The 24512-nt window shown below is 58.8% G+C and carries 21 protein-coding genes and 3 rRNA genes; 14 read left to right on the plus strand and 10 right to left on the minus strand.

Annotated features, from left to right (window positions below; translation table 11 throughout):
• From BJ985_RS00005 to BJ985_RS00035, 7 genes are all read left to right on the plus strand, one after another.
• A 16S ribosomal RNA gene (locus BJ985_RS00005) occupies positions 1 to 438 on the plus strand; the annotation flags it as partial.
• Between the two features lie 451 nt (positions 439 to 889).
• Positions 890 to 3963 (plus strand): 23S ribosomal RNA (locus BJ985_RS00010).
• Positions 3964 to 4091: 128 nt separating this feature from the next.
• Positions 4092 to 4209, plus strand: a 5S ribosomal RNA gene (rrf, locus tag BJ985_RS00015).
• A gap of 93 nt (positions 4210 to 4302) precedes the next feature.
• Positions 4303 to 4530, plus strand: a complete 228-nt coding sequence (locus BJ985_RS00020) for a hypothetical protein (protein ID WP_005323886.1) — start codon at positions 4303 to 4305, stop codon at positions 4528 to 4530.
• On the plus strand, positions 4530 to 5663 hold the full coding sequence (locus BJ985_RS00025) for a hypothetical protein (RefSeq protein WP_236587059.1): 1134 nt from the start codon (positions 4530 to 4532) through the stop codon (positions 5661 to 5663). Before BJ985_RS00020 ends, BJ985_RS00025 begins: the two co-directional genes overlap by 1 nt.
• Before the next feature lie 183 nt (positions 5664 to 5846).
• On the plus strand, positions 5847 to 7100 hold the full coding sequence (locus BJ985_RS00030) for an HNH endonuclease signature motif containing protein (RefSeq protein ID WP_236587060.1): 1254 nt from the start codon (positions 5847 to 5849) through the stop codon (positions 7098 to 7100).
• Positions 7101 to 7134: 34 nt separating this feature from the next.
• The gene (locus BJ985_RS00035) at positions 7135 to 7929 is read left to right on the plus strand and encodes a DUF6880 family protein (protein WP_236587061.1); all 795 of its coding nucleotides are present in this window, start codon (positions 7135 to 7137) and stop codon (positions 7927 to 7929) included.
• On the opposite strand, the gene BJ985_RS00040 is transcribed toward BJ985_RS00035, so the two are convergent.
• From BJ985_RS00040 to BJ985_RS00055, 4 genes are all read right to left on the minus strand, one after another.
• Positions 7884 to 9086, minus strand: a complete 1203-nt coding sequence (locus BJ985_RS00040) for an IS481 family transposase (RefSeq protein WP_179386187.1) — start codon at positions 9084 to 9086, stop codon at positions 7884 to 7886. The two genes, BJ985_RS00035 and BJ985_RS00040, sit on opposite strands and share 46 nt — an antisense overlap.
• A 257-nt stretch (positions 9087 to 9343) precedes the next feature.
• A complete protein-coding gene (locus BJ985_RS00045; protein ID WP_005323881.1) occupies positions 9344 to 9967 on the minus strand; it encodes a DUF3239 domain-containing protein in 624 nt (207 codons plus the stop codon).
• Positions 9964 to 11589: a DNA repair helicase XPB gene (locus BJ985_RS00050; RefSeq protein ID WP_179386188.1), complete on the minus strand. Its 1626-nt coding sequence runs from the start codon at positions 11587 to 11589 to the stop codon at positions 9964 to 9966. The genes BJ985_RS00045 and BJ985_RS00050 overlap by 4 nt, the downstream gene beginning before the upstream one ends.
• Positions 11586 to 13601, minus strand: coding sequence for a helicase-associated domain-containing protein (locus BJ985_RS00055; RefSeq protein WP_179386189.1), 2016 nt, complete (start codon positions 13599 to 13601; stop codon positions 11586 to 11588). Before BJ985_RS00055 ends, BJ985_RS00050 begins: the two co-directional genes overlap by 4 nt.
• Positions 13602 to 13667: 66 nt before the next feature.
• On the opposite strand from BJ985_RS00055, the gene BJ985_RS00060 reads away from it, so the two are divergent.
• Positions 13668 to 13853, plus strand: a complete 186-nt coding sequence (locus BJ985_RS00060) for a hypothetical protein (protein ID WP_023022020.1) — start codon at positions 13668 to 13670, stop codon at positions 13851 to 13853.
• 86 nt (positions 13854 to 13939) lie between these two features.
• Here BJ985_RS00060 and BJ985_RS00065 read toward each other — a convergent pair whose 3' ends face one another.
• Complete coding sequence (locus tag BJ985_RS00065; protein ID WP_179386190.1) at positions 13940 to 14569, minus strand: resuscitation-promoting factor Rpf1 domain-containing protein; 630 nt, start codon at positions 14567 to 14569, stop codon at positions 13940 to 13942.
• Between the two features lie 321 nt (positions 14570 to 14890).
• On the opposite strand from BJ985_RS00065, the gene BJ985_RS00070 reads away from it, so the two are divergent.
• A complete protein-coding gene (locus tag BJ985_RS00070) occupies positions 14891 to 15271 on the plus strand; it encodes a cold-shock protein (RefSeq protein WP_005323875.1) in 381 nt (126 codons plus the stop codon).
• Here BJ985_RS00070 and BJ985_RS00075 read toward each other — a convergent pair.
• Both BJ985_RS00075 and BJ985_RS00080 read right to left on the minus strand, forming a co-directional pair.
• Positions 15268 to 15846, minus strand: a complete 579-nt coding sequence (locus BJ985_RS00075) for a DUF2771 domain-containing protein (RefSeq protein WP_179386191.1) — start codon at positions 15844 to 15846, stop codon at positions 15268 to 15270. The genes BJ985_RS00070 and BJ985_RS00075 overlap by 4 nt on opposite strands.
• The gene (locus BJ985_RS00080; protein WP_179386192.1) at positions 15833 to 16636 is read right to left on the minus strand and encodes a glutaminyl-peptide cyclotransferase; all 804 of its coding nucleotides are present in this window, start codon (positions 16634 to 16636) and stop codon (positions 15833 to 15835) included. Before BJ985_RS00080 ends, BJ985_RS00075 begins: the two co-directional genes overlap by 14 nt.
• Positions 16637 to 16674: 38 nt before the next feature.
• Between BJ985_RS00080 and BJ985_RS00085 the strand changes: the two genes are divergently transcribed.
• The 3 genes from BJ985_RS00085 to BJ985_RS00095 are packed head-to-tail and all read left to right on the plus strand — an operon-like array spanning position 16675 to position 19612.
• Positions 16675 to 17343, plus strand: a complete 669-nt coding sequence (locus tag BJ985_RS00085; protein WP_179386193.1) for a DUF3027 domain-containing protein — start codon at positions 16675 to 16677, stop codon at positions 17341 to 17343.
• Between the two features lie 49 nt (positions 17344 to 17392).
• A complete protein-coding gene (locus tag BJ985_RS00090; RefSeq protein ID WP_179386194.1) occupies positions 17393 to 18796 on the plus strand; it encodes an NCS2 family permease in 1404 nt (467 codons plus the stop codon).
• Between the two features lie 9 nt (positions 18797 to 18805).
• The gene (locus BJ985_RS00095) at positions 18806 to 19612 is read left to right on the plus strand and encodes a TrmH family RNA methyltransferase (protein WP_179386195.1); all 807 of its coding nucleotides are present in this window, start codon (positions 18806 to 18808) and stop codon (positions 19610 to 19612) included.
• Here BJ985_RS00095 and BJ985_RS00100 read toward each other — a convergent pair.
• The 3 genes from BJ985_RS00100 to serC form a co-directional block, all read right to left on the minus strand.
• Complete coding sequence (locus BJ985_RS00100; protein ID WP_179386196.1) at positions 19573 to 20403, minus strand: DUF6928 family protein; 831 nt, start codon at positions 20401 to 20403, stop codon at positions 19573 to 19575. The two genes, BJ985_RS00095 and BJ985_RS00100, sit on opposite strands and share 40 nt — an antisense overlap.
• 2 nt (positions 20404 to 20405) lie before the next feature.
• Positions 20406 to 21281, minus strand: a complete 876-nt coding sequence (sepH, locus tag BJ985_RS00105) for a septation protein SepH (RefSeq protein ID WP_179386197.1) — start codon at positions 21279 to 21281, stop codon at positions 20406 to 20408.
• A 112-nt stretch (positions 21282 to 21393) separates the two neighbouring features.
• Positions 21394 to 22512 (minus strand): phosphoserine transaminase, encoded by a 1119-nt coding sequence (gene serC / locus BJ985_RS00110; RefSeq protein ID WP_179386198.1) that lies wholly within the window; start codon positions 22510 to 22512, stop codon positions 21394 to 21396.
• 160 nt (positions 22513 to 22672) lie between these two features.
• On the opposite strand from serC, the gene BJ985_RS00115 reads away from it, so the two are divergent.
• Together BJ985_RS00115 and BJ985_RS00120 are read left to right on the plus strand one after the other, a co-directional pair.
• The gene (locus tag BJ985_RS00115) at positions 22673 to 23965 is read left to right on the plus strand and encodes a citrate synthase (RefSeq protein WP_179386199.1); all 1293 of its coding nucleotides are present in this window, start codon (positions 22673 to 22675) and stop codon (positions 23963 to 23965) included.
• Between the two features lie 123 nt (positions 23966 to 24088).
• Positions 24089 to 24448 (plus strand): FKBP-type peptidyl-prolyl cis-trans isomerase, encoded by a 360-nt coding sequence (locus tag BJ985_RS00120; protein ID WP_005323855.1) that lies wholly within the window; start codon positions 24089 to 24091, stop codon positions 24446 to 24448.
• The last annotated feature ends 64 nt before the right edge of the window (positions 24449 to 24512 follow it).

Genomic DNA, 24512 nt, shown 5'->3' on the forward strand with positions numbered 1-24512 from the left:
GAGCGCAACCCTTGTCTTATGTTGCCAGCATTTGGTTGGGGACTCATGAGAGACTGCCGGGGTCAACTCGGAGGAAGGTGGGGATGACGTCAAATCATCATGCCCCTTATGTCCAGGGCTTCACACATGCTACAATGGTCGGTACAACGCGCAGCGACACTGTGAGGTGGAGCGAATCGCTGAAAGCCGGCCTTAGTTCGGATTGGGGTCTGCAACTCGACCCCATGAAGTCGGAGTCGCTAGTAATCGCAGATCAGCAATGCTGCGGTGAATACGTTCCCGGGCCTTGTACACACCGCCCGTCACGTCATGAAAGTTGGTAACACCCGAAGCCGGTGGCCCAAACTTGTTAGGGAGCCGTCGAAGGTGGGATCGGCGATTGGGACGAAGTCGTAACAAGGTACCCGTACCGGAAGGTGCGGGTGGATCACCTCCTTTCTAAGGAGCTTTTATTTTTCGGGTGCAGTTGCACCCTTGGTTGGTTGAGTATGCGAGTGTCATGCTGCCGGCCTTTTATTATTGAAAATTGTCCGGGTGAAACACACACCGATGAGGCAAAACCAAGTGTTTGAATGGCGCTTTGTGACACACGTTGTCCATGCACAGTTGAACAAGAAATAATGTTGTTTGTATGTTGGTGCATTGTTGGGTGTCTGGGGCATTATCCCCTTTTTTGTGCCTGACCATAAGGCTTGTTGACACGGTTCGTGTTGGCAGGGTGTGGTTGGGGTGTTGTGTGAGAACTGTATAGTGGACGCGAGCATTAAACACAGATGAATGGGCCGTGTGGTTTGTTTGTGTGTGTTTGTGTGATTTCTTTTTTCTTTAATCAATTTTTTGTCAAGTTCACTTGTGTGGCCACCTGCGCTTTTTGGTGTGGGTGGTTTGTGTGTTCGTTATTAAGGGCGCATGGTGGATGCCTTGGCATGCTGAGCCGATGAAGGACGTGAAAGGCTGCGTTAAGCCTCGGGAAGTTGTCAATTGAGCGTTGATCCGAGGATGTCCGAATGGGGAAACCTGGCCCTGGTTATGTGGGGTTACCCTTCAGTGAATTCATAGCTGTTGTGGGGGTTTACGCGGGGAAGTGAAACATCTCAGTACCCGTAGGAGGAGAAAATAATAATGATTCTGCTAGTAGTGGCGAACGAACGTGGATGAGGCTAAACCGTGTGCATGTGATACCTGGTAGGGGTTGTGTGTGCGGTGTTGTGGGCCCCAATTGACGGTGACTACCATCATCGTGCTCGTGTGTTGTTGTTAGGTGAAGTGGTTTGGAATGGCCTGCCGGAGAAGGTGAGAGTCCTGTAGTTGAAGACAATGGCATGTGGGTTGTTGGGTTGCCCGAGTAGCAGCGGGCTCGTGGAATCTGCTGTGAATCTGCCGGGACCACCCGGTAAGCCTAAATACTCAGTGTGACCGATAGTGTATGAGTACCGTGAGGGAATGGTGAAAAGTACCCCGGGAGGGGAGTGAAATAGTTCCTGAAACCATGTGCTTACAATCCGTCAGAGCACCGTGTGTGTGTGTGTGTGATGGCGTGCCTTTTGAAGAATGAGCCTGCGAGTCAGCGGCATGTCGCGAGGTTAACCCGTGTGGGGTAGCCGTAGGGAAACCGAATCCTAATGGGGTGCAAAGTGGCATGTCCTGGACCCGAAGCGGGGTGATCTACCCATGGCCAGTGTGAAGCAGCTGTAAGAGGTTGTGGAGGCGCGAACCCACGTAGGTTGAAAACTGCGGGGATGAGCTGTGGGTAGGGGTGAAAGGCCAATCAAACTCCGTGATAGCTGGTTCTCCCCGAAATGCATTTAGGTGCAGCGTCGTATTATAGCTTGGTGGAGGTAGAGCGACTGGTTGGTTGAGCGGGACTACAATCTTAGCAATGTCAGCCAAACTCCGAATGCCACTAATTGTGTTGTACGGCAGTGAGACTGTGGGGGATAAGCTTCATAGTCGAGAGGGAAACAGCCCAGATCGCCGGTTAAGGCCCCTAAGGGTGTACTAAGTGGAAAAGGATGTGGGATCGCGAAGACAGCCAGGAGGTTGGCTTAGAAGCAGCCATCCTTGAAAGAGTGCGTAATAGCTCACTGGTCGAGTGGTTCTGCGCCGACAATGTAGTGGGGCTCAAGTACACCGCCGAAGCCGCGGCAAACATTTTTTGTTTGGGTAGGGGAGCGTCGTGCATGGGTGGAAGCGTTACCGTAAGGAGGCGTGGACTGTGTGCGAGTGAGAATGCAGGCATGAGTAACGAATTGATAGGTGAGAATCCTATCCGCCGGATGACTAAGGGTTCCTGGGTCAAGTTCGTCTTCCCAGGGTGAGTCGGGACCTAAGGCGAGGCCGACAGGCGTAGTCGATGGATAACCAGTTGATATTCTGGTACCCGTACATGCGCGCCCATGATAAAGCACTGATACTAACCACCGCGGATGCACTGCTAGTCTTCTTTGAAGATTGGTGGTGTTGATGTCGTGGGGCCTGATGTGTGGTTCAAGTGATGGGGTGACGCAGTGAGGTAGCCACGCCACTTATTGGATTGGTGGTGTAAGCGTGCAGATCGTGTGGTAGGTAAATCCGCCACACATTTGGTTGAGACGTGATGCGTAGACCCACAAGGGTTGATGGTGGTGATCCTGTACTGTCGAGAAAAGCCTCTAGCGATGTGTGTGTATGGCCCGTACCCTAAACCGACACAGGTAGTCAGGTTGAAAATACTAAGGCGTTCGGGTGAACTGTGGTTAAGGAATTCGGCAAAATGCCCCCGTAACTTCGGGAGAAGGGGGGCCTCACGACGTGAAGGTCTTTGCGGCTGGAAGCGTTGTGGGGTCGCAGAGAATAGAGGGAAGCGACTGTTTATCAAAAACACAGGTCCATGCGAAGACGTTAAGTTGATGTATATGGACTGACGCCTGCCCGGTGCTGGAAGGTTAAGAGGACCGGTTAGTAGTCTTTGACTGCGAAGCTGAGAATTTAAGCCCCAGTAAACGGCGGTGGTAACTATAACCATCCTAAGGTAGCGAAATTCCTTGTCGGGTAAGTTCCGACCTGCACGAATGGCGTAACGACTTCTCTGCTGTCTCAACCACAGGCCCGGTGAAATTGCACTACGAGTAAAGATGCTCGTTACGCGCGGCAGGACGAAAAGACCCCGGGACCTTCACTATAGCTTGGTATTGGTGTTTGGTTCGGTTTGTGTAGGATAGGTGGGAGACTTGGAAGCTATCACGCTAGTGGTGGTGGAGTCGTTGTTGAAATACCACTCTGATCGGATTGAGCATCTAACCTTGGCCCATGATCTGGGTTGGGGACAGTGCCTGGTGGGTAGTTTAACTGGGGCGGTTGCCTCCCAAAATGTAACGGAGGCGCCCAAAGGTTCCCTCAGCCTGGTTGGCAATCAGGTGGTGAGTGTAAGTGCACAAGGGAGCTTGACTGTGAGACAGACATGTCGAGCAGGGACGAAAGTCGGGACTAGTGATCCGGCACCTACTTGTGGATGTGGTGTCGCTCAACGGATAAAAGGTACCCCGGGGATAACAGGCTGATCTTCCCCAAGAGTCCATATCGACGGGATGGTTTGGCACCTCGATGTCGGCTCGTCGCATCCTGGGGCTGGAGTAGGTCCCAAGGGTTGGGCTGTTCGCCCATTAAAGCGGCACGCGAGCTGGGTTCAGAACGTCGTGAGACAGTTCGGTCTCTATCCGCCGCGCGCGTTGAAACTTGAAGAAAGCTGTCCCTAGTACGAGAGGACCGGGACGGACGTACCTCTAGTGTGCCAGTTATCCCGCCAGGGGTATCGCTGGTTGGCTACGTACGGAAGGGATAACCGCTGAAAGCATCTAAGCGGGAAGCCTGTTTTAAGATGAGGTTTCGTTAAGGTCCCCTAAAGACGATAGGGTAGATAGGCCAGACCTGGAAGCACTGTAAGGTGTGAAGGCTACTGGTACTAATTGACCACAACAAACACCAACACACATTGGTGTAACTCAACAAAAAAGTAAGAAGAAGAAACAGTCACTGTCGTGACCGCGTCCACTATGCAGTATCTGACACAACACCCGAAAGCACACCTAAGGGTTGGAATGCTTCGTATGTTTGTCGGTGGTCAATAGCTGCAGGGAAACGCCCGGTCCCATTCCGAACCCGGAAGCTAAGCCTGCACACGCTGATGGTACTGCAACCGGGAGGTTGTGGGAGAGTAAGTCACCGCCGACACCAAACAAAAACAAACAACAAAATACAGTATTAATGAGAAGGAGACGGCAAACCACCGTCTCCTTCTTTTTATGTTTTGCTATTCTCCTCACCATGGACCAAAAGCAAATTTCTTATGTGGTGGACCAGGTCGAGCAAGGAATTCTTGGCCTCGAAGGCGTCGATAAGCTGCTGGCTTACTTGGACAGCCTGCATCCGGATGATTTGGCCGGCGTGGATTTCCTCGTTGACCGCATGTTTGAGGAGGAGCGTAACCAGATATGGGAGCTCACGGAAGCGCTGAAGGAGTTTCTCGCGGATCTAAAGGAATGCCAGAAGTAGTGCAGACGTTTGACGAAGCAACCAACACCCTTGTAAACCCCTCAGGTTTGAATCTGACTGACCCCGACGATTCACGGGCGTATGCCGACCAGGTGTGGCAGGCGGGTGTGCTTTTGAATGTGGCAATTGATGAGCCTCAACGCCTGACCAGCGAAGGCGTCAAGTCAATAGAGCCTTGCGATATCTTTCCGGTCGCGCAACGGGCGCTAGAAGAGGTTCTGCTACAGTTGCCGCTGGTTAATGATCCGGTTGGGTCCGTGATCTGGTGCGCGGGGCGCTTGGCCCAGGAACTACCTCAGGCCGCCCAATTGGCCCAGGTTGACGGGCTGCGCTTAGCCGAGTGGCTCTTGGGCGTTCTTGAGTCGCCGTATGCGGAGCAGGTCGATATCGACCCCGTACAGTACGCGGAGGCTTTAGGGCCTGAAGGCGTCAAAGAGCTGCGCGAGCGTGCGCAGGGTGAGTATGTCGGTCGTCGGTTAGCGGTGCTTTCCGGTTCTGTCGAGGAGGTATTTCGTACCCACACGGACGGATACGAGCAGCTCATTAGCGGGCTTTCGGAGATCGGCCGGTTCGACCTTGCTTACACGTACTCGGAAGAAGCGATGCGAATCCTCCCCGCTGAGGAAACGTTCAACATTGCTGGTGGTTGGGCCGCGATTACCGACGTCCACTTTCCTCACCGCAGCCCTTACGTCAATGAGCGAGTATTCGACGCGTTTCCAACGCTTTCGAGAGCGAAAGGTCTTTTTGCGGCGGTGGGGGATAGCGCAGTGGAGCACATCGAGGCTCGGCTGCGCGATAAGCCCTGGGATCTTGCAATGTTTCAGTATCAGTGCCTACGCGATCCGCAACGAGCATGGGCGACAGCCTCGGACGCCGGGCTCCAACGCAATGTGGCAGAACGACTTCTTCCGTACCTGCCGGACGAGACCATTCCCGTTCTTATGCAGCTTATTGAGAAGAAGCTGGAAACAGAAGATGCCTATGGTCGCGACCAAGCGTATGGGTTGCTCGGGAAAGTTCAGAAAGCAGCTGAGCCGGCTTTATTTGAGGACTTCTTAGGTCGCCTGCAGCGGAAGTTTGCTGACTGCCCTGAAATTAGCAACCAGCTTGCCGACGCCGCCCAACCCTAAACCTTTGCTTTTACCCCTGCCAATGTGTGGGGTGCGATTCTGGGGTTCCCTGCGGATTTAGGGTATCCTATTCGAACATAAACACCCCCACACAAGGCACATGTCCACCAGCTGGGATACTATAAGGACGCTCGTTAGAAAACACATACGAACCCTGTTCTTCTCTTCTGGAGTGTCCCGTCCATGACTGCCACACTTGCCCCGCCCGAACCAGATACCACCCTCGACTACCCAGACACCCTCCTCATCGGTGACCACCCCGCAAACGCACACGACACCGATTCCCTAGACGATGGTGATATGCCGGAAGTGTTCTACACCACCAACGCACCCGGCAACCACATCGGCAAAGCCGGCACCTACACACGCAAAACCTCCTGGTTCCTCTACCGCGCCATCCTCCCCCAACTAGACGACGACGTTGACCTGAGCCTCACCAGCCTCGCCAAAGACCTCGGCATCTCTTACCACAAGCTTCTAGGCTTCCTGCGCGCTCACTTCCGCATGCGCCAACTACCCCTCGTCACCGAAGTCCAAGGCCACCATTGGATACTCGACCTGACCAAACTGCGCATCATCGACCGAGAACTTACCCGCCTAGAAGACAACCCCGACCACCTCGAAGCCATCGACGCCGCACTCGCAGACTTTCTGACCCCCACCACACCCAACCAAACAGTCCCCACCGATGCGGATCTGCGCCGGTTTATCCGCACTTTCATCGACACCCACCTGCGCCCCGAAGACAAAGAAGACAAACCCGAACCGCGACTGCGCATCAACTACAACCCCGATAACACCACCACACTATCGCTTACCTGCGTTAGTGCCACCGCCACCATCATCGCCCGCCACATCGACGCTTACACCAACCAGGCCGAAACCACCGCCGCACAAGCACTCATCGACCTCATCTTGGAAGACACCCACACCAGCGTCGCCATCAACACGTTTACCACCAACCCCGACACCAACCTCGTCTATCACCCCGGTGCCGGATGGATAAACCTCAACCATGCCCCCACAGACAACACCTTCATCCGCCGACTCAACGCCGACGAGGCAGACTCCTACACCCCCAGCACCGACATCCGCGCCTACACCCAAGGCAGAGACGCTACCTGCCGCTGGCCCGGCTGCACCGTCCCCGCCACCAGATGCCAACTCGACCACCGCATCGAATACCATCTCGGCGGGCCTACCAGCCCAGACAATCTAGTAAACCTCTGCCAACACCACCACAACATCAAAACCGACCGCAGAATCCACTACATCCTCGACCCCATCACCGGAACCATCGCCTGGCTCCACCGCGACGGCACCTACCAACTAGACCACCCCACCACACACACTGGAACCACACCTGGGCCCAGTACCTCACACACCAACAACAACGAACAGAAAGGAAGACCTCCACAGGGTAGGGGACGCCGTTAAAATGGGCTGATAGCGTACCGAGGAGGCTAGTCTCATGAGCCCACAGGCTGTCATCGCCTTGCCATTTTTTCAGAGTAGGACCCGATCCTTTCTTGATGAGGATCGGGCAGCTAGACGTGCACTGAAAATGCAAGATGGAATTGGCGTGCTCGATTTTGCCGTGGAGGACCCTTCGGAGGATCCAGCCCAAGTCTTCTCGGTTGTGCAAGAAGCGCTGGAGATTGCCGTAGATGTGATAGCCAATGCGGATGACTCACTTGGCATGTTAAGTGAGGTTGTTGAAGAGCTTATCGAGCTCCATGCTAAGAGCGCACAGCGCGCCAAGCCTGCGCCAATGGAGCTGGCCGAGTGGTTCATTGATTTCCATGAGAGCAACGAGGTTGATTACTTCGATCTTGACCCTGTTGCATATTCAACGCTCCTCGGAGAAGACGGCCTGACTCGGGTGCGCGCTTGGGCGGAAAACGCAGATGTTATCCGCCGTAAGTATATGGAGAAGCGCTTTGCGGTTTTAGATCAAGACGTCGAAGCAATTATTCGTACACACTTGGCTGAGGGTAGCTACGCGGTTTATTTCGAAGAGGCAGCTAAAGCCTTAGAAGAAATCGGTGAGAATGACGCTGCGTGGGAGTACGCGAAGCGTGGAACCGAATCTGATCCAGATTGGCAGGCGCGGTCTTGCGGGCAATTCTGGGTGGAACTAGCGAGGGATCATTTCCCCGAAGGGGAGGAATGTGAAGTCTCGAGACATCGTTCCGGTCGATGCCTCGAGATTTTTCGTTTTCAGTTGCCCTGTTGGGGGTCAAGTTCGTTGTCTTTCTTGTTGTAATAGATCTTTTCTTCGGCGAGTGTGTAGGCGGCGATTTGTGCCCCAGTGGTGGTTATTTTGATGCTTACGCGGTTGTCGATGCAGACCATGGTGATTGGTTCGCCGCCCCATCGGCGCCCGATGTAGAGGCGGCGTAGTTTGCCACCCCATCGCAGGGTTGTCTTGCCGTTGGTGCCTACTTTGTCAGTGCGTAGGCGGTAGTCGTGGTCTGGTTTGATGTCTGCTGGGAGAGCTTTGGGCAGTGCTGTGTAGGCTTCTGCGGGGGTGGTTCTGTTTAGGGCTCTATGGGGGCGTTTGTGGTTGTAGTATTCGATGATTTCTTTTAGCTGAGAGTTGAGTTCATCGAGACTTTGAGCTGGTATTTTGCTTGCTAGGGCTAGTTTAAGGGTGTAGTGGAAGCGTTCAACTTTTCCTTGTGTCTGGGGGTGGTAGGGTTTACCGTTTTTCTGCTTGATTCCTAGGTCTATGAGCAGTTGCTCGAATCCGTTTCGCGCGGGGTTTGTCCGGTCTGTGCTGGTTGTGAATGCTCGGCCGTTGTCGGTGAGGGTGGATTGCGGAAAGCCGTGTATTTGCCCTGCGTTAATGAAACTTTCCATGACGTTTGCCACGGTAGCGTTGTTGTAGGCGTGGCACGAGATGATGAACCGGGAGTGGTCATCCAAGATGGTGAGGATGACTACGCGCTTGTGTCCTGCGATGGTCCAGTCACTGTAGTCCATTTGCCATGTTTCGTTAGGTTGATCGGCTTGGAATCGTGTCCATGAGCTGCGGGGACGCTTTTGTGGCTGTGGTGTGACGTGACCGTTGTTTGTCAGAACTCGGTGGATTGTTGACGGTGCTGGTGGTGGGTCGATTCCATCTTGTTGTAGGTGCCATCGAATGGTGTGGGCACCGGCATCGGTACCGCGTTTTGTGAGGTCTTGGCGCAGTTGAAGGATGCGGTCGACAGTACTGGGATCGAGTGCTCGAGGATTCGTGCGAGGGCGTTTAGATCGTGGTTCTAGCGCCTTGATTCCGCCGTCTCGGTAGCGGGCTTGAAGTGTTCGGATCCATCGTGTGCTGACATTGAAGTGTTCAGCTGCTTCGGCCTGGGTCATACCGGTGGCGAGCATGGTTTCGATGATGATTTTTGGGCTTGGTTTTGAGCTCTTCTCCATTTTTAAAGCATGGAGGATCGATGTCTCGACACATCGCTTTTCGCCATCTCTGGGCAGTTTTAGCCTCACGGCTTTCTACCGGATCGATGTAATGAGACATTAGTGCTGGTTAGACCGGAACTATCTCATAAGACATGCGGAACGATGTCTCCGAACCAGACACCCGAAGGGGAGGAAGAGGTCGCCCAGATAGTTCTCAACAAGTGGCCGGACCCGCTCCTAGAAGTAATGCTGTACCCAGAAAGGTTTATGGAGTCCTAGAGAACTAGAAGGTCGAACTTCGTGGCCTTCACGTCGGAAAGGCGCTTGCGGGCGCGCTCGAGGCGCTGCCATTCCTCCTGGGGGATGGACTTTCGGGCGATGGTGACGGTCTCGGCGTCGGGGGTGCCCCAAGCGATGGGCATCGGGGTAATTTGCTGCCAGTGGTTATTGTCCGCGCGGCCGGAAACAGCGGCGACGGGAACCTTGGTGCCCACGGTTCGCTGGATGCCGGGAATGGCAGTCACGGTGCGCAGGCAAGCAGCCCAGCGGGGAGGCAGGGAAGGATCCACGTTGGTGTTGACCAGGGCGAGCAGGACCATGTCGCGCTCGTTGACCTCAGCGATGACAGCCGGAGCAAGGGGATAGGAGTCATAGAGTTGCTGGGCGGTGCCGACTTTACGGGCGGCGGCGAAGCCGACGATGGCCACCATGATTCCGAAAAGGATCATGCCGAGGCCGATGGTAATGCCCCAGGAAAATCCCCACCAGATGGCCGCGCCGCCGATGATGAGCAGGATGCCCAGTACGAGGCCGGAGATGCGAAGGCGGTTGGAATCGCGCAAGAGCTCGTTGTTGGCCTTGGCAAAGGACTCGTCTACGTCGAACTTGAAGATTTTCATTGTTCTAAGTCTAGTGCGTCGATAAGCCGGTAGGCATATCCCTGCTCGGCGAGGAAGCGTTGGCGGTGCACGGCGTAGTCCGCGTCGAGGCTATCGCGGGTGACCAGCGAGTAAAAGAGAGCCTCTTCTTCCTTCGGGCGGAGTAGTCGGCCGAGGCGTTGGGCCTCTTCTTGGCGGGAGCCGAAGGTGCCGGAGACCTGGATGGCTAGGGCCGCCTCGGGAAGGTCGATGGAGAAATTGGCCACCTTGGACACGACGAGTACAGGGAGCGTGCCGTCCCGGAATTGTTGGAAGAGGCGTTCGCGCTTGGCGGTGGAGGTGGAGCCGTCGATAACGGGGGCGTCGAGATGCGCGCCGAGCTCTTTGAGCTGGTCGACATAACCGCCGATGATGAGCGCCTGCTGTGGGTGGCGGGCCAGGATCTTGTCCACCGCACGGAGCTTGGCGGCGGCTTGGGCGGCGATGCGGTAGCGGTCGCGAGGTTGGGCGGTGGCGTACAGCATGCGTTCCTCGGCGTCCATATCCACGCGGACCTCGATGCATTCGGCGGTGGCGATATAGCCGGCCATTTCGAGTTCTTTCCACGGGGCGTCGTAGCGCTTGGGGCCGATAAGGGAGAAGACGTCGCCCTCGCGGCCGTCCTCGCGCACGAGGGTAGCGGTAAGCCCTAGCCGACGCCGCGATTGAAGGTCCGACGTCATGCGGAACACCGGGGCGGGAAGGAGATGGACCTCGTCGTAGATGATGAGGCCCCAGTCGCGGGAATCGAAGAGCTCGAGGGCGCGGTATTCGCCCTTGGTTTTGCGCGTGACCACCTGGTAGGTGGCGATGGTGATGGGCTTGATTTCCTTCTTTTCGCCGGAGTATTCGCCGATTTCGTTTTCGGTCAGGGTGGTGCGGCGCAGGAGCTCGTCGCGCCATTGGCGGCCGGCGACGGTATTGGTGACCAAGATGAGCGTGGTGGATTCTGCCTTGGCCATTGCAGCGGCGCCGACGATGGTTTTGCCAGCGCCACATGGGAGTACGACGACGCCGGAGCCGCCGGACCAGAAGGCCTCGGTGGCGTACTGCTGGTAGTCACGCAGCTGCCAGCCGTCGTGATTGAGGGCGATCGGATGGGACTCGCCATCGACGTAGCCGGCGAGATCCTCGGCTGGCCAGCCAGCCTTGAGGAGGGCTTGTTTAAGGCGGCCGCGCTCGGAGGGCGGGACGGCGATGGAGTTCTCGTCGATGCGCGCGCCGAGGAGTTTTCCGGTAGCGCCGCGGGTAAGTTCTTCGAGGATGGGCGGCTCATCGGACTCGAGGATGAGGCCGTGGGCTGGGTGGGCGTGGAGGCGGACGCGGCCGTAGCGGGACATGGTTTCGGCGACGTCGACAAGCAGGGCTTGGGGGACGGGAAAGCGGGAGTAGTTTTCCAGGACGTCGACGACCTGCTCGGCGTCGTGCCCGGCCGCGCGGGCATTCCACAACGCGAGCGGGGTGATGCGGTAGGTGTGCACGTGCTCGGGGGCGCGCTCGAGCTCCGCAAAGGGAGCGAGCGCGGCGCGGGCCTCGGAGGCTTGGGCGTGATCCACCTCGAGCAGAACGGTCTTATCCGACTGCACAATCAATGGTCCATTCATGGCTCCAGCGTAACGGAGGTGATCCGGTGCAAGGGAAACCGGATGGTAGAGCCATCGGCCGCGCGAGCGTCGATCTGCCCGCCCGCCACGGTCAGCGGGGTGACGGTGCGCTTCTTTTCGTTGCCGTTTTTGTCCGCATAGCCGATGGTGATCGGCCGGGCAGTGCGTGCGGCGGCGTGGACTATATCGAGGCTGGGAGTGGAAGGTGCGGCGTCGTCGCGCAGGGTGCGCATCGCCTTCGCGATGTCCGGGGAAGCGGTGGCTCGGCGGGCGGTGGGGGTTGGCAAGGTAGCCGGTTCGGGCGCGACGTTAAGGCTGGCGCCGCTTTCGTCCTCGGCTGCGGGAGAGAGTCCGTGGTCGCGTAGTCGTTCTAGCAGGTCGTGCACCGGCAATTGAGACACCGCGACGGTGGGCGCGAGCAGGCGCAAAGGCGCGGCCTTGAGCGCAATCTGGAGGAGCGCCGGGTCCTCGCTGCGCAGGTAGGACAGCGCCGGGCCCGAGCGCAGGGTGCCATGGCGCTTGGCGACGTCCCCGATGTGGAACTCCAGCGTCTGCGGCACCTCCCCGTGGGCGGCGAAAAAGGCCTGGATTTCCTCCCCAGTCATGCCGCGATCCAGTCCGCGGCGCAGGGAAGCATCCGAGATGCGATAGACGCTGGCCAGGCCGGGGGACTCGAGGTCGGCGACTGATTCGAGCCGCTGGTGGGTCTCCGGATCGAGCGGGCCGGGAACCAATACGGTCATATCCGCTTGGATGAGAAAGTAGTCGACCGTGTCGGGGGTGAGGCGGGCAGCGGCGTCGGGGGCGTCGATAAGCACGCTGGTGGGGTGCTCGAGGGCAATGGCGCCGATCCACTCGGCTTCCGCGCGGAGTTCGGCGATGGTCTCGTCCGAAGTGTGAGTGGCAAAGAGCGGAAAGTGGAAGCGTAGGGATTCTTCGAAGGTGGGTTTCGCCCCACGCAGGTAGACCTGCAGGACCCTTTGTCTAAATTCCGGCAGTCGGTCATTGGTGTGCGCTAGCGTGCGGCCCTCCTTTGTCCATGGGGAGGCAGTCCATGCCTCGAGAAGAAGTTGCCATTTTTCTGCGAGGCCCGCATCGATCCAGGTCTGGGCGAGCTCCGTTGGCGCGAGGAAATTGCCGTCGAAGTTTTTCGGCTCGCCGCGGCTGAGCAGGCGGGCGCTCATGCCCAGGCCGATGAGGCGGCGTAACTCCTGCTCATCAAGGTTGAGGGTTTTGCTCAGGTTGGTGAGCTGGCGAACGCCGACGGTCTTGTCCTTGAGCAGTTCTATCGGCCGCCTGCCTAGGGCGTCAATGACGCGCTGCATGCCGCGCACGGCAGAAAGGCCGGCCGCGGTACCGGCATCATCGGCCTTGGAATCCGGGGTAGGGGATTCGGTGATTCCTTCCACCGGGATTGGTGCGGTGGGCTTGCCGTTGAGCGCCAGGTGCACGGGGCGCGGCAGGCGGACGGTGGTCGCGTCTACGCGCTGGAGCAGCTGCTTGGCGATGAGCCGCGGAATCGGCCGGGCCGGATCCGCATCGATGGCCGCGTCTCGCGTGGTGCCCAAGCCATTGGAACGCGACAGGGTCTCGAGAACCTTCCGTTCTTCGTCCGGCAGCTCGGCGATGTCCTCCGGGCTGATCTGGACCTGGTCGAGGAGTGACCAGCCTGTGGGAAGGGCAGGCATGACCTCGGGCGGGATGAGGATGTTGCCGTAGGCCAGGCCGCGCTCCTTGAGCTGGCGGGTGATATCCGGATTAAGGTCTTCTACTTCTTCGAGTTCCCCTCCGCGGCGCGCGATGTCTTCAATTTCCGCAAGCTGCCGTGCAGTGCAGTCCATGAGCGCCCGCGCGATAGAAGTGCGCAGTAGCAGGCGGGTAGCGAGCGCGGCGATGCTCGGGGGTAGCGGATTGAGCACATCCGGCCGGTTGCGGAGGATGGTGGCCAGCTCTTCTTCCTCAAGGGAGGCGAGCCACGTGCGGAAATGCGGGAGGTGGGAAGACTGAGTCATGATGTCACCCCAGTTTAGTTATCGTTTGAGTTACGTTTTTGCGCAAGGTTTGAAATAATAAGGGCTATGTCGAATGAGAAGAAGGGTCACGTTTCCCCGGCTTGGCCGAAGAACGAAAACCGCGAGCACGCAATCACCGAAATCTCTGCGCCTTTTGCTGGTGCATCCAGCCCCTACGGCGATGATCTGATCTTGCCCATGCCGGCAGAGAAGCTGAACTACGTTCACCCTTATACTCGCATCAATCGCTAGAGTATTTCCCCGCTTTAGAGCGGGGATTTTTCTTTCATACAAAAAGGGCCCCTTGCTACTGCAAAGGGGCCCTTTATCGCTATGTCTTAGCGGGTGATGTTCTCAATCATCTGCGCAATCGGGTCGATGACGTTGCGGTTGGCAGAGTAGAAGTTGTTGAAGTCGTGGCGGTTAGCCTTGTACAGCTCGGTGAACTGCGCAGGCAGTGCCAGGCCGTAGGAGTTAGCGGCATTCTTGATGGTGTTGTACAGAGCATCAACAGCCAGCTCGTCGGACTTCTGAGCGGCAGCCTGCTTGACCGGAGCCGGTGCCTGGGCCGGAGCCTTAGGGGCAGCGGACGGAGCGGTGCGCTGGGTCGGAGCGGAGTTCAGGCCAAGGGAAGCGGAGCAAGCCGGCCATGCGCCCCAGCCCTGGGAAGCAAGCACGCGCTCGGCGACGACAATCTGCTGCTCGCGGGTAGCCTGGTCAGCGGTAGCAGCGAACTGGCCGCCACCATTAGCCTGCCAGGTCTGCGGGTTGAACTGCAGTCCGCCCTGGTAACCGTTGCCGGTGTTGATGTGCCAGTTGCCGCCGGCCTCGCACTGTGCCAGGCGGTCCCAGTCGGAATCTGGGGCAGCGGATGCGGTCGGTGCCATGATGGCAGCGGCGGCGCCGAAGGCGACGGTGCCGGCGGTGAACTTAGCGGCCATACGGTTCTTAGCGGAGTGGCGTCCCATGTAGTTAGTCCTCTCTGTGTGCCCGCATTAAGTGCAAAGAATATGTACCAAAAAGAAAGGGCGGGCGAGGGCAACTTTCTTAACGGCTCTTAAGTGTCTAGGGGACAGCGTAGCGGTTTATAACGAAAGTGTCACGTTATGGGCACTAAACGGGAAAGAAAAGGGACAAATGTGGTGGGTGAGGGAACATTTTTGCAGGTGAGCAATAATCTGTGATCTGTATCACGTAACGCGGGTGTGTCGCGGTAGAGTGCGCGACTTCTGTTGTTTTGACCAGGCGGCTAAAATAAAGATTTTCCCCTAGAGAAGAGGTGGGTACCTATGCCTATTGGCAAAGTGAAGTGGTATGACGCCGAGAAAGGTTTCGGTTTCGTCAGCAACCCGGGCGATGAAGACGTCTATGTTGGCCGCAACGTGCTGCCCAAGGGAGTAGAGGAACTGTTCCCCGGCCAGCGCATCGACTTCGATTTCGCGGCCGGGCGCCGCGGTCCGCAGGCGCTGCGGGTCAAGGTATTGGATAAGCCGCGTCGCCGCACGCCGGCCCGCAAGCCGGAAGAGCTCGGCAGCATGGTCTCTGACGTGATGACCTTGCTGGAGTCCCAGATTCAGCCGGTGCTTAATTCCGGCCGCTACCCGGAGCGCAAGACTGGGCGCCAGGTAGCAGAAATCCTCCGCGCAATCGCGAAGGATTTGGATAGCTAATCAGAAGCCTTCGTGGATTCCTCCGCGGAGGCTTCTCGTTCTTTATCGGTCATCGTGGTAAGTGACCACACGGTGGCCAAGGGGGTTTCGTCACCGTTGTCATCGGTGCCGATCATCATGGAGGAAATTTCCACCACCTTGAGGCGGGGACGCTTGCCGGTGGAGGCCTTGATGGGTTCTACCGAGCCTGGGATCGATACCTCGGTGGTCTCGTTCGCGCCGTGTGCGGTTTCATCGTTGGCGGCGGGGTCATCGTAGATGGAAAGAATCTTCCACTCGTGGTCGGAGATTTCTTCGGGGATCTCCAGTCTGAGGGTGTCATCATCCCCCACGGTGAGGTTCGGGACCTCGCCTTCCGGGCATTCGGTGCCGGGCTCGCATGCAATGTACGGGGCGACGTCGATGGACTTATCGCCCACGGAGGCGGTGACCTTGATGTCGCGGGGATCGGGACCCGGGCGCTGGTTCCACCAGTTTTGGAAGATCACTACGGCGGCGACGATGACCGCCACGACCACGATGAGGGCCAAGATCTGCAGCAGCGACTTTTTCCTTGCTTCCTTACGGGTTGCCATGGGCCTTTACCTTACTCGAACGTGGAAGAGTTACTCGAACGTGGAAGAGTTCTTCCCACCGCTTGCCGGTAAGCCAGAACTCATCGCCTGTGATGTGTGCGATGCCGTTGAGGACATCATCGGGGTCGGTATAGCGGGATTTATCAATCGCGTCGGTGGAGATTATGGCGGTTACGCGGCCGGTGGACGGATCGATGCGGTAGATGTTGTCATCCATCCAGACATTGGCGTAGACGGCATCGTCTACGCACTCGAGTTCATTGATGTCTTCGAGGGGCTTTCCCTCTAGGGTGACGTCGGTAGTAGAGCGCTCCGCGAAGGTCTCGGGGTCCATATGCCGCAGGGTCGCGGAGCCATCGGACAGGAGGAGATCCTCGCCGGTATTGCACAAGCCCCAGCCCTCGCCCGAGTAGGCGGCGGTATCTACCTGGCGCAGGTCGTGATCGTATTTCAGGGCTTGGCCGGACTTCCAGGTCAGCTGCCAGATGGAATCGCCGGCTTGGGTAATGCCCTCGCCAAAATAGTGGTTATCCAGGCGCGTTTCGGCCAAGGTTTCGCCGGTTTCGGGGGAGAAGCGCTCCAGGCGGGATTCTCCCCATTGGCCGGTGCCTAGAAGCAAGTTGCCGTCTGGATCCGTTTCGAGGCCCTGCGTAAAGGAATTGGGCGGCAGGGAAGCGGTGCCGAGAACCTCGACAGAGAGGTGCTCTACTTCGGGTTCTGCTGGTGTAGAGGAACAGGCGACGAGCGTGCAGGGGAGGAGAATGCAGGCGGCGCGGGAAAGAAACGACATGCACCATATGTACCATCGCGTGCGCTCCATAATGAATAATGAGGGGCGTGAGTAAGCGAAAAGCAAATCCGTTGATCGATTCCCGCGCCGTGCGCATCGCGCGCGAGGCGTTGGATGAGGTGGGGGAAGGGGGCGTCGGCAAGCATATCGGCGTCGCCGGGATGGGCCGAAACGTTGCTACCCACCGATTTGAAGCAGAAATGCCTGGCTACCCCGGCTGGGAATGGCAGGCGGTGCTCGCCTGCGCGGAGGGATCGCGCTACGTCACCGTCAATGAGGTGGCGCTGGTGCCGGGCGGGGAGGCCCTGCAGCCGCCGGAATGGGTGCCCTATGAGGACCGCGTGCGCCCCGGTGACCTTGGACCCGGAGACCTGATGCCCCCGGCCGTGGATGATTCCCGCCTAGATGGCAATAACCTATCCACGTCCGGCCTAGAAGACGCCAAGAAGCGCTGGCGCACCGAGTTCGGCCCAAATACGGATATGGCGGCCAAGGCGCGCCTGCAATGCCGCACCTGCGCGTTTTATGTGCAGCTGATGGACAACTACGGCGTCTGCGCCAATGAGTACTCGGCGGACGGCCGGGTGGTGCACTCGCGCTATGGCTGCGGCGCGCATTCGCAGACGCGCGTGCGGGAAGAAAAGAACCCGGAAGTGGCCTTCGATGATGAAAAGCCCATCTTCCAGGATTTTGAAATCGAGGATTAAGGCAGCACACTTATGGCGTAAGACTCGCTGTACGTGAAAGGCGCAGGCGTTGAAAGTCACTCTCGATCGCTACTTCCATATCTCTGAACGTGGTTCCTCCATTGGAACCGAGCTACGCGCGGGAACGGTCTCGTTCTTCGCCATGGCCTATATCATCCTCTTGAACCCGCTCATCCTCGGTACTACCGAGGACGCGGAAGGCTACGCGCTGGGCGTGCCACAGGTCGCCGCCGCCACCGCGCTGGTCGCCGGCGTCATGTCCATCCTCTTCGGCGCCATTGCCAAGTATCCCTTCGCCATGGCCGCCGGCTTAGGCATGAATACCTTCGTGGGCGTGAGCATGGTCGCCACCAGCGGGCTGACCTGGCAAGAATCCATGGGCCTGGTGGTCATCGAGGGCATTATCATCGTCCTGCTGGCCATCTCCGGCTTCCGCACCGCCGTCTTTGACGCCATCCCGCAGTCCATGAAGGCGGCAATGGGCGTGGGCATCGGCATGTTCATCGCCATGATTGGCCTCGTGGATGGTGGCTTTGTCACCCGCGTGCCGGACGCCGCGCACACCACCGTGCCGGTGGGCCTGGGCATCAATGGTTCGATTTCTACCTGGCCGGCGCTGGTCTTTGTCATCGGCCTCATTATCTGTTCCTTCATGGTCATCCGGAACGTGCCGGGCGGGCTCTTCATCGCCATCGTGCTCACCACCGTCATCGCGTTTATTATCCAGGCGTTTACCGGCTCCGAGGACTGGGGCATGGCCGCGCCCGTGAAGCCGGAGGCGCTCGGCGGCATTCCGGATCTGTCCATCGTGGGCGATGTGAACCTGGTGGGCGCGTTTACGAAGATCGGCGTGGTCTCCACCATCCTGCTGATTTTTACCCTGTTGCTCACCAACTTCTTCGACGCGATGGGCACCATGACCGGCCTGGGCAAGCAAGGCAAGCTTGTCGACGCCGACGGCAACCTCCCCGATATGAAGAAGGCCCTCGTCGTTGAGGGCTTTGGTGCAGTGGCCGGCGGCCTGGGCTCTGCTTCTTCGAATACCGTCTTTGCGGATTCCTCCGCCGGTATTGCCGATGGCGCCCGCACGGGCCTAGCCAACCTCATGACCGGTGTGCTGTTCCTCGCCGCGATGTTCCTGACCCCGCTCTATGAGATCGTGCCCATCGAGGCCGCCTCTCCGGTACTCGTCATCGTGGGCGTGATGATGGCCGCGCAGCTGACCGAGATCCGCTGGACCAAGATGGAGATCGCCATCCCCGCCTTCCTCACCATCGTGACCATGCCGTTTACCTATTCCATTGCCAACGGCATCGGCGTGGGCTTCATCTCCTTCGCGCTCATGTCCACCTTCGCCGGCAAGGCCAAGGACGTGCACTGGATCATGTGGCTCTTGGCTGGCCTCTTCGTGATTTTCTTTGGCATGGATCCGATTTCCAATGCCATCGGCTAGCCTAAGGGCATGCTGATTACTGACCCCGCAGACCCTCGCCTGGACGATATTCGGAACCTCAACAAATCCGATAAGTCCGGCGAGGGTCTCGTCATTGCAGAGGGCCCGCTGGTGGTCTCCCGGCTGGCCGAATCCCGGTTCCCCATGCGCTGCCTCGTGGGCTTTCCCAAGAAGGTAGAGGCCTATTTTTCCGAGTACGGCGAACCCGAGTGCCCCATCTACGAGGTCTCTCGCGAGACCCTGGCGGAGGTGGCCGGCTTCGATATGCACCGCGGGCTGGTCGCCGCCGCGGACCGCGCTCCTGAGCCGGAGGTAAGCGAGATCGTGGAATCTGCCCAGACCATCGCCGTGCTCGAGGGCGTGGGCGATCATGAAAATATCGGCGCCATCTTCCGGCACGCCGCCGGCATGGGCGTGGACGCGGTGCTGCTGGGCTCCGGTGCGGCGGATCCGCTCTACCGGCGTTCGGTACGCGTGTCCATGGGGCACGTGCTGCGCTTGCCCTTTGCCCATTTAGAAGGCGGGTTTACTACCTGGCAGCGTTCCTTGCAGGCGCTTGCCGACGCCTCCTTTACCCTCATTTCCTTAACCCCCAACCCCGAAGCGGTGCACTTGGCCGAGGCCATGCACGGCCTGGATAAGGTGGCGATGCTCGTCGGAGCGGAGGGCCCCGGCCTTACCGAACACGCAATGAAGGCCACCGATATACGCGCACGCATACCGATGGCCCCTGGCACCGATTCTCTTAATGTGGCGACCGCCGCCGCCATTTCCTTTTATGAGCGCCAGCGCTCCTTGAGCGACTTAAACGTCTGAGCGCTCCAATTGCCAATGAGCGATCCCAAGTGCTTGGCGGTGGAGATGATTTCCTCGCCGGTGGATTCCGGCTCGGCGCTATGGTCTTCGTAATCGTCGTAGTCGTTCAGGCCCAGCTTATTGGCCGACTGCGCGGCTAGTTCTCCCACGGTCCGCTTCGGCTTCGGCGGGTCGATCTTTGGCTCTGGGCGGCCATCGACGGCGTAGCCCACGACGTCTAGGTCTGGGCCATCGTGCCCGACCTCGATGTCGAGCCAGTATTCCTGCGCCGCTTCCATGATGCCCTGCGGCTCGAAAGGCAGGGAGATTCCGCCCAGCGGCTCGTATTTTTCGCCCGCCCAGTAGGGCGCCTCAAAGGGTTCGGGCAGGCCGGTGTCCTCGTAGAGGTGCTCGCGGGTAGCGCACAGGCAGCGCTTGAGATCGCCGCCCTCCCACAGGGCGAAGCCGGCGTAGCCTTCCTTCTCATTGCTCGCCAGCGCAATGACGCGCTGGGCGGGCACCGCGTTGAGCAGCGTGTCCGGCAGCTGGGAAAGGAGAACAGAATCCCCCTCGCAGACCGTTTGCACCACGGTGATGCCGGGGTAGCCGCCGATGTAGTACTCGTTCGGATCCGTCTGCGCGGAACGGTTAAGCGGGAATTGCCCAATCGGCGTGACCGGAAAGGTCGGATCCAGCTGGGCGAGGAATTTCCGGCCAAAGCCGCGATCCGCCTTGGGCTCGGTCTTCAACACCTCTTCCGCATTGGGCTGAGAGATGTACCAGAGAGTAAGTACTGCGTGAGAGATGTCCACGATTAGTCCCTAGGGCGCTTGGTATTGGAGCGAACGCCGAGCAGCACGTCCTCCCAATGCGGGGTGACGGCCTTGCGGCGGCGCTTGGTGGGCTTTTCTTCTGGCGAGGGGTTCTGCAGGAACTCCTCTTCCTCCGGCTCTTCCGGAGGGGTGGTCGGCGCGGTGAGGTCCGTGACGTTGCTGGGCTGGTCGCCGTCGATAGCTTCGTCATAGCGGCCGCTGCCCAGCGAGGTCAGCGAGCGCACCGGCTGCACGAAATCCGGGTCCGTCAGGTCCGCGGCCACCGAGTTGCGAGCCTCCACCGTGGCAGGCGAGGACATGGACTGCTTGAAGTACCACTCGGCCTCGTTCTCGGACAGGCCGGCCTTCCACGTCACGCGCACGATCCAGGCCTCGCCCTGGTGGCGGTAGGCATCCCAGGTGGACTCGGAGAGCGAGTGGCCGCGGGCGGCAAAGGCGGTGGCCAGAACCTCCCACAAGGTGAGCTTGGCCGGTCCGTCCTCGCGGACGGGGTGTGCCTGCTTGGCAATCTCCGCGATGCGATTGCGCTCCAGCATGACCGGGTAGGCGAAAGGCTCGATGCGAGATTCGGTCACGCCCATTTCTTCCGCCAGCTCCGCCGCGGAGGCGCCGGCGCGAATGCGGTTTTGGATCTCCGCCGGGCGGATCTTTGTCTCTTCCACCGGTTCCGGCTTGGCGGGCTTGGCCAGGCTGATGGCCGGAGCCGCCGGTTCCTCTTCCGGGGTTTCCTCCTGCTCGCCCTGCAGGGCCTCGCGCAGCTCATCGGTGATGGAGAGGAAAAACTCTTCGCCGTCTTCGGTGCGCAGCACCAAAGAGGTTTCGGTCGACTCGCTGTCAACTGGGAACAGCTCGCGCATAATAGGGCGCTCCTTTTGCCTATCGACGGCGGACATATCTGTGATGCATTCAACTATAACGTGAAAATGCCCCGCGGCCTGCGAGGCGGCGGGGCATGTTGGGTGAGATGCGTTATTTCGCATCCAAGACGTAGTCGATGCACTGGGTCAGCTGGGCGATATCGGCCGGATCAATAGCCGGGAACATGCCGATGCGCAGTTGATTACGGCCCAGCTTGCGGTACGGCTCCACGTCCAGGATGCCGTTGGCGCGCAGGGTGGCGGCGAGCGCTGCGGCGTCGACGGACTCTGCGAAGTCGATGGTGCCCACCACGAGCGAGCGGGACGCAGGCTCCGCGACGAAGGGAGTGGTCTCCGGGCGGGATTCGGCCCAGCTATACAGCGTGGTGGAGGATTCCGTAGTGCGCTCAACCATGCCGTCCAGGCCGCCGTTGGCATTCATCCACTGGAGCTGGTTATCCAACATGAGCAGGGTGGCGATTGCCGGGGTGTTATAGGTCTGGTTCTTGCGGGAGTTATCTACTGCCGTCTGCAGGTTGAGGAAGGTGGGGATATAGCGCTCGGAGGCGTTGATTTTCTCAATCCGCTCCAGTGCGGCGGGGGACATGGCGGCGAGCCACAGGCCGCCGTCGGAAGCAAAGCACTTTTGCGGCGAGAAGTAGTAGACGTCCGTATCGGAGATGTGCACGGGCAGGCCGCCTGCACCCGAGGTGGCGTCCACGACCACCAGCTGCTGATCGTTGCGGGGGTGCGGGCGGGTGACTTCCGCCATCGCGCCGGTGGAGGTTTCATTGTGCGCCCAAGCGACAACGTCCGCCTCCGCAGAAAGATCGTGCGGGTCGGGTGCGGTGCCCACTGGGGACTCCACGATGGATGGGGCATCGAGCCAGGGTGCACCCGCGGCGGCCTTGGCAAATTTGGTGGAAAACTCGCCAAAGGTGAGGTGGGCGGAGTGGCGTTCAATGAGCCCAAAGGTGGCCGCATCCCAGAAGGCGGTGGCGCCGCCTAGAGAAAGGACAATCTCGTAGCCCTCTGGCAGGGAGAAAAGATCGCTCAAGCCTTCTCGCACCGAACCTACGAGGTTCTTTACCGCCGGCTGGCGGTGGGAGGTGCCCATGACCGCGGGGTCAATGGCCGCAAGCTGGTCGGGGCGAACCTTGGAGGGGCCGCAGCCAAAGCGGCCGTCGGCAGGCAGGAGGTCGGCAGGCAGCGTAAGTTCGGGTGTGCTCATGTAAGTCAGTGTAGAACAGTTCCGGTCGAACGGCAGTTATTTTAGCCGGCCAAATCCTGTTGGCGGCGTCACAAAGTTTGCTAAAGTGTGAAGAGGTATCAAGCTAGCTTCCTTAAGTTAGTGCTTAATAGTGACTCTTCACATAGAGAAAGGAACTTCCGTGGCTTCTGAAGACAACAAGGTAGTGCTCCAGTACCCAGGCGGCGAGTACGAGATGGACATCAAGCAGTCCACCGAGGGCGACTCCGGCTTTGACATTTCCAAGCTCCGTAACGAGACCGGGCTCGTTACCTTCGACCCTGGTTATACCTCTACCGGTTCCACCGAGTCCAAGATCACCTTCATTAACGGTGAAGAGGGCATCCTGCGCCACCGCGGTTACGATATCGCGGACCTGGCGGAAAACGCTTCCTTTAACGAGGTTTCCTACCTGCTGATCAAGGGTCATCTGCCTAACGAGGAAGAGCTCAGCCACTTTAACCGCGAAATCCGCCACCACACCCTGTTGGATGAGGACTTCAAGGCCGCGTTCAATATCTTCCCGCGCAACGCGCACCCAATGGCCGTGCTGGCTTCCTCCCTTAACATTCTTTCCGCGTACTACCAGGATCAGCTTGACCCGCTGGATCCGGAGCAGCTGGATAAGGCCACCGTCCGCCTGCTGGCTAAGGTTCCAATGCTGGCGGCCTATGCTTACCGCGCTTCCCAGGGTAAGCCTTATATGTACCCGGATAATAGCCTGAACGCCCGCGAGAACTTCCTGCGCATGATGTTCGGCTACCCCACCGAGGAGTACGAGGTTGACCCTGTTGTAGCTAAGGCCCTGGATAAGCTGCTAATCCTGCACGCTGACCACGAGCAGAACTGCTCCACTTCCACCGTGCGCATGATTGGTTCCGCTCAGGCTAATATGTTTGTCTCCATCGCCGGCGGCATTAACGCCCTGTCCGGTCCGCTGCACGGCGGCGCAAACCAGGCCGTTCTGGAGATGCTGGAAGATATCCAGAACAACCACGATGGTGACGCTACCGACTTCATGAACCGCGTGAAGAATAAGGAAAAGGGCGTTCGCCTCATGGGCTTTGGCCACCGCGTGTACAAGAACTACGACCCACGCGCGGCAATCGTCAAGGAGACTGCTCACGAGATCATCGATCACTTGGGCGGCGACCCAATGCTGGATCTGGCCATGAAGCTGGAAGAAATTGCGCTCAATGACGATTACTTCGTCTCCCGCAAGCTCTACCCGAACGTGGACTTCTACACTGGCCTGATCTACCGCGCTATGGGCTTCCCGACGGACTTCTTTACCGTCCTCTTCGCCATCGGCCGCCTGCCGGGCTGGATTGCTCAGTACCGCGAGCAGCTGGAGATCAACACCAAGATCAACCGTCCGCGCCAGATTTACACCGGCGAGTCCCTGCGTAAGGTTACCCCGCGCAACGAGCGCTAAAGCGCCCCGCGGGTCTGTCGAATTAAGCCGAATCGGGTGGTAGCACCTATAATAGGTGCAGCTCGGTTCGGTTTTTAATGCGACCGCACGAACAAACTAGATTTCCCAAGGAGAATAATCCCCATGGATAAGCCTGTTATTGAAGCCCAGTCTGGCCCAGCGCCGACCGACCTTGTCGTAGAAGACATCGTCGTCGGCGACGGTGCTGAGGCGCAGCCTGGTGCCGTAGTGGAGGTCCACTACGTCGGCGCTGAATACGAGACCAACCAAGAATTCGATTCCTCGTGGGACCGTGGCCAGTCCATCGAGTTCCCGCTGACCGGTCTCATCGCCGGCTGGCAAGAGGGCATTCCGGGAATGAAGGTGGGCGGTCGCCGCAAGCTCATCATCCCGCCGGAAAAGGCCTACGGCCCCGCCGGCGGAGCGCACCCGCTGTCCGGCCGCACCTTGGTCTTCATCATTGACCTCATCCGCGCCGACTAAAAGCGTTCAACCCCAGGGTTTGCCCTGGGGTTTCGTCGTTTTCGGCGCGGTCAGAAAAACTGCG

Origin of the sequence: Corynebacterium tuberculostearicum, from assembly GCF_013408445.1 — a bacterium.
GTDB classification, from domain to species: domain Bacteria; phylum Actinomycetota; class Actinomycetes; order Mycobacteriales; family Mycobacteriaceae; genus Corynebacterium; species Corynebacterium tuberculostearicum.

What these genes read in the sequence shown, in the direction of transcription:
- BJ985_RS00020 (WP_005323886.1), top strand. Translation starts at nt 4,303, where the DNA reads ATGGACCAAAAGCAAATTTCTTATGTGGTGGACCAGGTCGAGCAAGGA.
- BJ985_RS00030 (WP_236587060.1), top strand. Translation starts at nt 5,847, where the DNA reads ATGACTGCCACACTTGCCCCGCCCGAACCAGATACCACCCTCGACTAC.
- BJ985_RS00035 (WP_236587061.1), top strand. Translation starts at nt 7,135, where the DNA reads ATGAGCCCACAGGCTGTCATCGCCTTGCCATTTTTTCAGAGTAGGACC.
- BJ985_RS00040 (WP_179386187.1), bottom strand. Translation starts at nt 9,086, where the DNA reads ATGGAGAAGAGCTCAAAACCAAGCCCAAAAATCATCATCGAAACCATG.
- BJ985_RS00045 (WP_005323881.1), bottom strand. Translation starts at nt 9,967, where the DNA reads ATGAAAATCTTCAAGTTCGACGTAGACGAGTCCTTTGCCAAGGCCAAC.
- BJ985_RS00050 (WP_179386188.1), bottom strand. Translation starts at nt 11,589, where the DNA reads ATGAATGGACCATTGATTGTGCAGTCGGATAAGACCGTTCTGCTCGAG.
- BJ985_RS00055 (WP_179386189.1), bottom strand. Translation starts at nt 13,601, where the DNA reads ATGACTCAGTCTTCCCACCTCCCGCATTTCCGCACGTGGCTCGCCTCC.
- BJ985_RS00060 (WP_023022020.1), top strand. Translation starts at nt 13,668, where the DNA reads ATGTCGAATGAGAAGAAGGGTCACGTTTCCCCGGCTTGGCCGAAGAAC.
- BJ985_RS00065 (WP_179386190.1), bottom strand. Translation starts at nt 14,569, where the DNA reads ATGGGACGCCACTCCGCTAAGAACCGTATGGCCGCTAAGTTCACCGCC.
- BJ985_RS00070 (WP_005323875.1), top strand. Translation starts at nt 14,891, where the DNA reads ATGCCTATTGGCAAAGTGAAGTGGTATGACGCCGAGAAAGGTTTCGGT.
- BJ985_RS00075 (WP_179386191.1), bottom strand. Translation starts at nt 15,846, where the DNA reads ATGGCAACCCGTAAGGAAGCAAGGAAAAAGTCGCTGCTGCAGATCTTG.
- BJ985_RS00080 (WP_179386192.1), bottom strand. Translation starts at nt 16,636, where the DNA reads ATGTCGTTTCTTTCCCGCGCCGCCTGCATTCTCCTCCCCTGCACGCTC.
- BJ985_RS00085 (WP_179386193.1), top strand. Translation starts at nt 16,675, where the DNA reads ATGAGGGGCGTGAGTAAGCGAAAAGCAAATCCGTTGATCGATTCCCGC.
- BJ985_RS00095 (WP_179386195.1), top strand. Translation starts at nt 18,806, where the DNA reads ATGCTGATTACTGACCCCGCAGACCCTCGCCTGGACGATATTCGGAAC.
- sepH (WP_179386197.1), bottom strand. Translation starts at nt 21,281, where the DNA reads ATGCGCGAGCTGTTCCCAGTTGACAGCGAGTCGACCGAAACCTCTTTG.
- serC (WP_179386198.1), bottom strand. Translation starts at nt 22,512, where the DNA reads ATGAGCACACCCGAACTTACGCTGCCTGCCGACCTCCTGCCTGCCGAC.
- BJ985_RS00120 (WP_005323855.1), top strand. Translation starts at nt 24,089, where the DNA reads ATGGATAAGCCTGTTATTGAAGCCCAGTCTGGCCCAGCGCCGACCGAC.